The organism is Spirulina sp. 06S082 (genome assembly GCF_034932145.1).
Taxonomy (GTDB): Bacteria; Cyanobacteriota; Cyanobacteriia; order Cyanobacteriales; family Spirulinaceae; genus CCY15215.
Genome location: NZ_JAYGHV010000439.1, coordinates 1 through 7,063 on the forward strand (window position 1 = coordinate 1; position 7,063 = coordinate 7,063).

Genomic DNA, 7,063 nt, shown 5'->3' on the forward strand with positions numbered 1-7,063 from the left:
GGGTTGTTTAATTAGATACAGTAATTGTCCTGTTAAAAGTGCAATACAAAAGCACCCTAATTAAACAACTCCAAGGCGGTAGCGAAACTAATATAAAGCCGTCCTATAAGGACGGGGTTTCTACCCATTTTTTCGATGAATATTGCAGTTGTCGGCTTGAGTCACAAAACAGCCCCCGTTGAGATTCGCGAAAAAGTCAGTATTCCCGAAGCTCAACTTGAAGAAGCGATCGCCCATATTAAAACTTATCCCCACATCGAAGAAGTTGCCATTCTCAGCACCTGTAATCGTTTAGAAATCTATTTTATTACCACGGAAAGCGAACCTGGGGTGATTGAAGTGACCCAGTTTCTCGCGGAAATTAGCAAAATTTCTCTCTTCCATTTACGCCGCCATCTCTTTGTCCTCCTTCACGAGGATGCAATGCGCCATCTGATGTGGGTTGCAGGAGGGTTAGATAGTTTGGTTTTGGGAGAAGGACAGATTTTGGCACAAGTGAAAACTACCCATAAACTCGCCCAAAAGTATAAAGGCTTGGGAAGATTGTTAGATCGTCTCTTTAAACAGGCGATCGCGGCGGGAAAACGAGTTCGCAGCGAAACCAATATTGGCACCGGTGCCGTCTCTATCTCCTCTGCGGCGGTAGAATTGGCGAAAATTAAGGCAGAAGACCTCTCCACCAAGCGCATTACCATCGTTGGGGCGGGGAAAATGGCACAATTGCTGGTCAAACATTTGCTCTCGAAAAAAGCAGAAAATATCACTATTGTCAACCGATCGCAGAAGCGATCGCAGGCACTCTCCCAAAAATTCCCCGAGGCAAACCTGAACTTGCGTCCCTTAGAGGAAATGATGGACGCGATCGCCGATTCTGATATTGTTTTTACCAGCACCGGAGCCACAGAACCCATTTTAGACCGCGCCAAATTAACAGCGCATCTCCCCCCAGAGCAGTCGTTAATGCTTGTTGATATCTCCGTCCCCCTCAACGTTCGCGCAGATGTCAAAGAATTGACCCAGATTCAACTTTATAACGTTGATGACCTCAAAGCCGTCGTTGCCCAGAATACCGCCCAACGCCGTAAAATGGCACAGGAAGCGGAAAAATTACTGGAAGAAGAAGTCGTGGCTTATGAAGTTTGGCGGCGATCGCTAGAAACCATTCCCACTATTAATTGCCTGCGTCAGAAAATCGAAGATATTCGGGAACAAGAATTAGAAAAAGCCCTCTCTCGCTTAGGTACAGAATTTGCCGATAAGCACCAAGAAACCATCGAGGCACTCACCCGAGGCATTGTTAATAAAATTCTCCACGATCCGATGGTACAACTCCGCGCCCAACAGGATATCGAGGCACGCCGCCGCGCCATTCAATCCTTGCATCTGTTATTTAATCTCGACACGGGAGAACAGTATAGTTAATCTTACAGGCGATCGCTGTCTTCAAAGGTTTTCCGAAAACGCTGAATTAATTCCTCGAGACCTTCTTGGCGACCTTCTTCCTTAGCTTGCTAAGGAATTAGTTAGAGTCTTTGCCAATCAAACACCTCCCGAAAAACTCGGGATGTTGTTTTTTAGCAACAAATTAACTAGAGTGAAGGAAAATGTTAGAGAAATAAAGATCGTGGCTTTTAAGATCGGGTTATTGGGTTTAGGAACCGTAGGGACAGGAACGGCGGAAATTTTGTTGAATCCAGCCGGACGCAGTGCTTTACTGGGGGAGGTGGAAATTCACCGGGTGGGAGTTCGTTCCTTGGATAAACCTCGGGCGATCGCGCTACCGCCAGAGATTGTGACGACGGATGTTGAGGGTATTATAGATGATCCTGAAGTTGATATTGTGGTGGAATTAATCGGGGGGATCGAACCGGCGCGATCGCTGATCCTCAAGGCGATCGCCTCGGGTAAGCACGTGGTAACGGCAAATAAGGCGGTAATTGCCCGTCATGGGGATGAGATTTATACGGCGGCGAATAAGGCGGGGGTATACATTCTCCTGGAAGCGGCGGTGGGGGGCGGAATACCGATTTTACAGCCCTTAAAACAATCCTTGGGTGCTAACCGCATTCAGCGCGTTACGGGCATCATTAATGGGACGACCAATTATATTTTGACCCAGATGAAGGAAGCGGGGCGAGATTTTGCGGATGTTCTCGCAGAAGCGCAACAGTTGGGCTATGCGGAAGCCGATCCTACGGCAGATGTAGACGGTTTTGATGCTGCGGATAAAATTTCGATTTTGGCTTCTTTGGCCTTTGGCGATCGCATTCACTACGAGGATATCGAACGGGAGGGCATTCGTCAAATTAACACCACTGATATTACCTATGCCGATCGCCTGGGATTTGCCATTAAATTGCTGGCGATCGCCCAAAAGGACAGCCATACTCGCGACAGTTTGCAAGTGCGGGTGGGTCCTACTCTCGTCCCTTATAAGCACCCTCTCGCCAGCGTAAATGGGGTATATAACGCCATTTTCGTTGAAGGGGATCCCTTGGGAGAGGTGATGTTTTATGGCCCAGGTGCGGGGAAAGGGGCGACGGCGAGTGCGGTAGTTGCAGATATTCTCAATATTGTGGCGTTGTTAAAGAGTATTGATGTGAGTAAAGGCGCTCATCCCCTTTATGGCTGTTTCCATCAAGATTATGCCACAGTTACCCCGATTGAGGAGTTAGAAACCAAATTTTACGCCCGGTTTTTGTGCGGCGATCGCCCAGGGGTTTTGGGGCATTTGGGGACTTGTTTTGGCAATAATGGGGTTAGTTTGGAATCTCTGGTGCAGATTGGCTTTCAAGGCGATCGCGCGGAGGTTGTGGTGGTAACTCATGATGTGCGGGAGGGCAATTTCCATCGGGCGATCGATGCTATTCATCAATTCGAGTCTGTGGATGATATTAAGGTAGCCAGTATTTTACGGGTGTTTTAATGGATAGAGTATGGGCTTTTATATGTGCAAAAGACGGATACTCTCGATAATTAAAAGTGTTGCCCAGACTATGATGCTGAGACCTGCGGCTGCTGCGGCAATATCTTTAATGACTCGGATGCGATCGTTATAATTAGGCTCCACAAAATCGCACAAAACCTCGATTGCGCTGTTAAATAGCTCGGAAATCAACATTAACCCCATCGCTAACAATAGTAAGCTAAAGTCTACCCATTGCCGTAAAAAGAAAGCGATTCCTAAAACAGGGACTGATAAAATCACTTTGTAAGCAACGCTGAAGTCGGTAGCTACTGCAATATGAAGACCCGACAAGATTACTTTAATTTTCCGGATGGGATGGTAGCCTGACGAACGAAATCGATTAGACATAGCTGGGGTGTAAAGGCAGGATAAAGAGGATTATCTCGATTGTACTGACTCGCATAACAGATCTGCTGTCTTTGTGTGGCGAAAGAGAGTTATTTCGGCTGATTCATCAGGTTTTTGGGTTGGCGATCGCGAAAATCTCTCGGCATTGTTCAAAAAATCATTGATGTTTTTTAGATTTTGGCAGAAAAGTATCCGTCTTAAGGATAGAATTCAGATATGTTAACACGATCTTCTCAAGTTTCTAATTTTGTTTGAAGCGTACTAGCTAAAGGAATTCCTATTTCAACTAATCGATCTATAAGATTAGAAAATTGTTGTAAATTAACTTGGTTAATACGAATTTCTCTTTCTTTTTCATTCCACATTCGATTGAGCAATCTTGCTGTTTGTTCACCATTACTACGCTCAGTTAATAGATTATAAGCACTAGAATTTACACAATCAGTTAACCATTTCAGCGCAGGATCGGGAACAAACTCCCATCCTAAGCGATCGAGCATGGCAACAAGGTGACTATAAGCTGAAGGGTTATGCCCCACAACTCTAACCCACTTATCTATAAGCTCGACGAAAAGATTAATATAAGTCCAGTCTTTTTTTATACGCGCTTTACCATCTCGAGAGAATAAAATAAGTTGTAAAATATCTCCAAAATCCAAGGTCATAGTTTTAGATTTTGCCAATTGTTGAATTTCGCTATTTTCGAGTACCCAATTACAGATTTCGTTCCAAATGATTTGTGAATCTTGTTTTACTCCTTCATAATAAGCAATATGATAACTAATATACCCATTTAAAAAGCTAGCTGTTAGATGCGGTGCATTTACAAAATTTTCCTGAATAGGCGTTAATAGGTGTTGATGTATTTCATCTAGACTAATATATTGTGCTAATTTAGCAGTCCATTGGATGAAAAAACGATCCCATCGATTGAAACCTAGAAAATTGGTGGTTTTATAAGAATCTCTTGCAGAAGATACATTATGCTGAATTGTATGCACCATTAATTCATCAATTAATACAAGAATTTGGTCTTTATTCTGAGAATTTTTTGTTAGTTGTGATAATGGTAAATTACAGAGAATACACTCTGCTAAATCGAACGCAAAAATAACTTGTTCTCCTTGTTCTCTATGAAGAGAAATTTTAGGTAATTGAGGAAAAATCTTTGCATCAATATTGTTGAGAGACTTAGATCTCAAACCATCTATCCATTCAGATATTTGAGTATTATTGTCTTCTATCGATAATAAAAAGGTTTGAGGAATACAACATAATGAAAGTCCTAAACACAGAGCATTCCAACAAAATAATTTATTGTTCTTCCAGATTTCACGAAGACTCCGAAAGATTGCTTGAGTTGTCTGGTGATGAGCATCACAAATGAGGTTTAAAAGCTCCTCTCGAATCTCAATATCTTCAATATTATGTGCCAAAAGTATACTTAATCCTTGCCCTACATATGCTTTGAAATCAAATGGAAATAGTTGATATTCATCTCTATGCCAAGGTAAACGTGCTGCTGCCAATAAAATATCACGACTCCATATCACTAAGTTTTCTGTTTCTACCCACTCAAAATCTAATACTAAAATCGCCGTCGCAACACCAGCGATCGCTGAATGTCGAAGCATCTCAAATTGATTGAAATTATTATATAAGCCAGTAAAATCATTAGATGTTTGCATTATTTTTGCTTCTTTAACTGCTTGCTCTCGAGTAATTTCTCCATTAATTTTTCGTTCTTCTATAGTTTTTTGTGACCACATCACAATTCTTATATATTGATTATATTGATTAATTGGAGCTAGTTTTAGCTCATTACTTTCTCGAATTTCTTCCGGTATTTTAACAAAAGGAATCTGCTCTTCTCCAAATTGACCCAAGTGATAATTTTCTCGTCTACCAAATATCTGATAATTTTTCATTCTTTCTTGAAGTTCTGTAACGATCGCAGGATTTTTTCGGTCTTCTTGGTAGCGAAAGGGTAGATTATTGGTAAAATTGACAATATTCTCTTCAAATGCGATCCGAAGCTCATCATTACCGGAAAATAAATAATGGAAAGCAAGATAACGAATTTCTCGCGATCGCTGTATTTTTTGATTGCGCTCATCAATCATTTTGGATATCCAATCATTTTCATCTCCAAAAAACTTATGAGAGCTTGTTTGGTCGTGAATATAACGCTCTATATCTATATGCCAAACAGCAGGAGAACTAATTATTGGTAATGCAGCTTTTAAACATTTCTTTGGATATGCAAGAGTTAAACTAATACAGATTCCCAAAATAGCAACACATTGATTGTTTAAGATGATTTTTTCAAATAATTCTTCTGCATCTCTCCCTTCTTCAATTTGTTGCTCCATCCAATATTCTAGCGCCATTAGTGCAGACAGAACCAAATTTGGGCCAACGCTAGTCGCTCTATACCACCGATACACATCTGCATCACCCCAAAATTCAAGAATCTTTGAATGCCATTTAATTTTTATCGGTAAAGGAGTTCTAGTTCCATGACCTGTATTGGGGTGTAACTCTCGCTTTCGCCATTTTTCAACTGCTGTATTAGCTAGAGTTGTTATTAATCGCAGTCCTTCATCTTCCTGTATATTGAGGAGATAGAAAAAAGGAGGCTGAACGTGAGCAGGAGGGAAAAATTTTGAGTTATATTGAATTCCCCAATCGTTTGGAAACTCTTCTTCTTCTTCATCTTCAACAACTATTTCACTAAAAAATAAATCTACTTCGTTTTCATCTATTGTTAGTTGTTCTGCCAATTCTTTTCGTTCTCGATCGCTAAATTCGGGAGGTTCGTGTCTTTTAACAGGTTTGTCGATCGAGATTTCCAGTGCAAAATCTACAAATTCTTTGGGAATAAACTCACAAAGAGGACGAAAATTTTCCTTAAGGATATCCATCTGGCGATCGCGATCGTTAGAATTTGCAATTTGGTCAAGATACTCAATTACGTGCTCTGGTAAAATATCGGTTGAATTAAGAACAATTCGTTGTAAGCGCATTTGATTACTTTCTGATTTAGCCATTTTAAAAACCTCCTTTCTTTTCTTGTAACCAACTGAAAGCAATTTCTGCAATTTCTTGACGATAGATTGAGCCAATAGATATTTTTAATTGCCACATTTCCATCAATCTTATTGCTTCTGTTCTAGCATTTTTAGGTAAGGTTGTGAGCCTTGGTAAAATCCATTTCATAAAAGGTTGCCATATTTTCCAGCGAGGAATTGGATCTCGGAGTAAAATATTCATTCGCTCACTACTTGAATAATTTGTTTTTTCTAGGGCATTCAAATATGAAAAGTTTGGCTCTACTTCTATTGTTCTCAGGATAATCATCAACTTAATAAGATACTTAGCATTTTCACTAAATAAAAACGATTCTACTTTTTCTAATAATTCAATCGAACGAGGAGAATTAATTGGAGCAGCAAGTAAAGCCTGTTCCCATCGTCCAGAAAGCTCTGTTTGTTGCTCAACTTGTCGGATTAAGTCAATCCAAAGATTGGGGGATTCGTTCTCTTCTAGCAAAGCAATCCCTAATAACCGAATACTTCTATATAAACCTAATGGTTGCCTAATCTCAAAAAGATAAGATGTTAAATCTTCCTGATTTTGCTTAAGAATTCTATAAAGTACCCAATCTTTCAGTAGATCGTGACCAAAATAATAAACATCTCGATTACTATCTCTTGAAATAATTCGATCAGATTCAAGAGATTCGAG

The 7,063-nt window shown here is 40.5% G+C and carries 5 protein-coding genes; 2 read left to right on the forward strand and 3 right to left on the reverse strand.

Annotation, left to right across the window (positions count from 1 at the left end; translation table 11 throughout):
- The first annotated feature begins 135 nt into the window (after positions 1-135).
- Together VB714_RS26320 and VB714_RS26325 are read left to right on the forward strand one after the other, a co-directional pair.
- Positions 136-1,422, forward strand: coding sequence for a glutamyl-tRNA reductase (locus VB714_RS26320; RefSeq protein WP_323228229.1), 1,287 nt, complete (start codon positions 136-138; stop codon positions 1,420-1,422).
- 202 nt (positions 1,423-1,624) lie between these two features.
- A complete protein-coding gene (locus VB714_RS26325) occupies positions 1,625-2,926 on the forward strand; it encodes a homoserine dehydrogenase (protein WP_323228230.1) in 1,302 nt (433 codons plus the stop codon).
- 18 nt (positions 2,927-2,944) lie between these two features.
- On the opposite strand, the gene VB714_RS26330 is transcribed toward VB714_RS26325, so the two are convergent.
- The 3 genes from VB714_RS26330 to VB714_RS26340 form a co-directional block, all read right to left on the reverse strand.
- Entirely contained in the window at positions 2,945-3,316 is a 372-nt protein-coding gene (locus VB714_RS26330; RefSeq protein WP_323228233.1) for a diacylglycerol kinase, read from the reverse strand.
- Between the two features lie 233 nt (positions 3,317-3,549).
- Entirely contained in the window at positions 3,550-6,366 is a 2,817-nt protein-coding gene (locus tag VB714_RS26335; protein ID WP_323228234.1) for a hypothetical protein, read from the reverse strand.
- 1 nt (position 6,367) lies between these two features.
- A partial coding sequence (locus tag VB714_RS26340; RefSeq protein WP_323228236.1) for a hypothetical protein occupies positions 6,368-7,063 on the reverse strand: 696 nt, incomplete at its 5' end.